The 1,977-nt window shown below is 60.8% G+C and carries 4 protein-coding genes; all 4 read right to left on the bottom strand.

Annotation, left to right across the window (positions count from 1 at the left end):
- Positions 1–116 precede the first annotated feature (116 nt).
- The 4 genes from DW298_RS00060 to DW298_RS00045 all read right to left on the bottom strand — a co-directional run bounded on the left by DW298_RS00060 (position 117) and on the right by DW298_RS00045 (position 1,841).
- A complete protein-coding gene (locus DW298_RS00060) occupies positions 117–452 on the bottom strand; it encodes a hypothetical protein (RefSeq protein ID WP_136040468.1) in 336 nt (111 codons plus the stop codon).
- Positions 449–739 (bottom strand): hypothetical protein, encoded by a 291-nt coding sequence (locus DW298_RS00055; protein ID WP_136040467.1) that lies wholly within the window; start codon positions 737–739, stop codon positions 449–451. Before DW298_RS00055 ends, DW298_RS00060 begins: the two co-directional genes overlap by 4 nt.
- Before the next feature lie 284 nt (positions 740–1,023).
- Positions 1,024–1,389 carry a hypothetical protein gene (locus DW298_RS00050; protein WP_136040466.1) on the bottom strand — a complete coding sequence of 122 codons (366 nt, stop codon included), beginning with the start codon at positions 1,387–1,389 and terminating at the stop codon, positions 1,024–1,026.
- Positions 1,386–1,841, bottom strand: a complete 456-nt coding sequence (locus DW298_RS00045) for a hypothetical protein (RefSeq protein ID WP_136040465.1) — start codon at positions 1,839–1,841, stop codon at positions 1,386–1,388. Before DW298_RS00045 ends, DW298_RS00050 begins: the two co-directional genes overlap by 4 nt.
- Positions 1,842–1,977 lie beyond the last annotated feature (136 nt).

Below are 1,977 nucleotides of genomic sequence, written 5' to 3'. Positions count from 1 at the left end.
GCGGAGCGGTGGCTGCCCGAGGTCGCCGAGTTCCAGGAGTACGACTTCGTGGACTGAGGATCATTCGTTCGAGCCATGTGCGTGCGCCATTCTCCAATGAAACTTGAGGAACCAGATCAGAAGGGGCTGTCGAAGATGTCCTCGCCGTTTTCGCTGATCTGGCAAGCAACGGCAACGATCGGATGCCGGCGCCCCTGCGAAAGCAGCGCAAAGACATGGTCCGAGGCGACCTCACCAAATGCAGCACTGACCGCCGCGACGTCTTCCGCTGTTCCGTGGTCGACGGCCAAGCCCTTCAATGTACGTGGAACCGCGAGATAGGCGACCCCAACGAAGATCAGGTCGACGTTGAGATCAGCTTCTGGACCCTTCGGACTCCTGATGAGCAGCGAGCCGTGGCCGACTCTATACTCCCAGAGTTGGAATCGACGGTCGGGGTAGCTGGCGATCATTCGAATGGATTCCCCACACGAACGCCGCCCCGCCAGAACTCGAGATTGGGGAAACTTCCCCCTCTGATCTGGAACAACTCCCAGTCCGTCGCCCCGCCACGTCCGGAGGCCGCGCGTGTGACCCCGGGCCACACATCAACGCCGTCGAGGTTGAACAAGACGCGCTGATTCGGATCGGACAGCTTGTCGAGGACGCCCGGCTTCCAATTCACCGGATCAGGCAGGTTCTTCCAGGTGCTCGCACCATGATGGCTAGCGAAGTCATCGAGATGATCCGAGATCCCCATGGCAAACGGCTCACTTTCGGTTGCTGGCTTTGCGGCCGCCGCGCCTGTGCCGCAGTTGTGGGCGAGGATGGCGTCGTCGGTGCCAGCGTAGACGCTGTACGTGTGGGTGGTGCGATCGTGAGGTTGTGGACGGTCTGCTCACGGTGATCGTGTTCGATCACGGTGACCTGATTTGACCGACCTGATGCGTCGGTCACCGACACAGTTACGAGGTCCTTCACCCCGACACCGGTGATCGTGGCGACCACCGGACGCGCAGACGACGTCCCTGCTTTGATCCAGATTCAGGGAGTTCTTCGCTCCCGATCGGAGAACACCTCGACTACGACCGCGTCACCAACGACGTCGACGGGTCCCTCCATCACGAGCATCGGTGATCCGGGAAGCAGGTACTTCGCCACCAGCGCTTTCGCGATGAAATCAAGATTGCAAAGCCACTGTCCGTCCGGCAAGTCGTGAACTTTCTGAATGAATATGCTGTAAATGCTTCCGGCACCTGATTCTGCCGAGTTTTCCGGCAGTGCATCCGGGAAACTGCAATTTGCCGCATACACGGGCGCCGAAGGAGGACCGGATTTCCGCCCCCCACCTTCGGGGGAACGCCACCTCACGACCGCACTCGCGACTGGTGATTCGATGCTCTCGATCATGGCCACACTCGAATTCCATCCATGTGTTGATTGATCAACGACAATAGGCTGCTGTCGGCATACCATCCGGGGCCGACACCATCGAGATTGCCGCCTGTGAAATGGAGTTGGTTAACAACTGATCGCGGGACCCGAGTTTCCACAGTTAGGCCTCGGCCGGCGTTGAGCATCGCGCCCCACTGTTCTGCGTTCTCTCTGGTAGTCGCAAACCACTTGCCTTCCATCATCCCAGGCTTGGTAGCGAACGTGCCAGCGGTGACCTGCACCCACGTACCAGACGAGGTCTGCACCCACATCCCCGGACGCAACTCTCCCGCGTCCACCCACTCCTCGATGTCGGGCACCCAGAACGGGTGACCCGCAGTCGCGGTCACCTCCAGGACACCGTCGTCTTCCGTCCGATCCATCCGGCCGGTTCCGCCGAGGAACAGGAGTTCCTGGCGACCGGCCACGCGGTGCTCACGTCGATCCCCGGTGTCAGGACTTCACGATCCGCCGTCAGGTGAGCGCGAAGAGCGACCTCACCCACCAGTTCCCGATGGTGTTCGCCGATCAGAGCGTCTACGACGCCTATGACGCCCATCCGGC

It is taken from the genome of Microbacterium sp. A20, from assembly GCF_004794515.1.
Lineage (GTDB): Bacteria > Actinomycetota > Actinomycetes > Actinomycetales > Microbacteriaceae > Microbacterium.
Note: the sequence above shows the minus strand (reverse complement) of the source record. Positions and strands in the feature narration are given on the sequence as shown.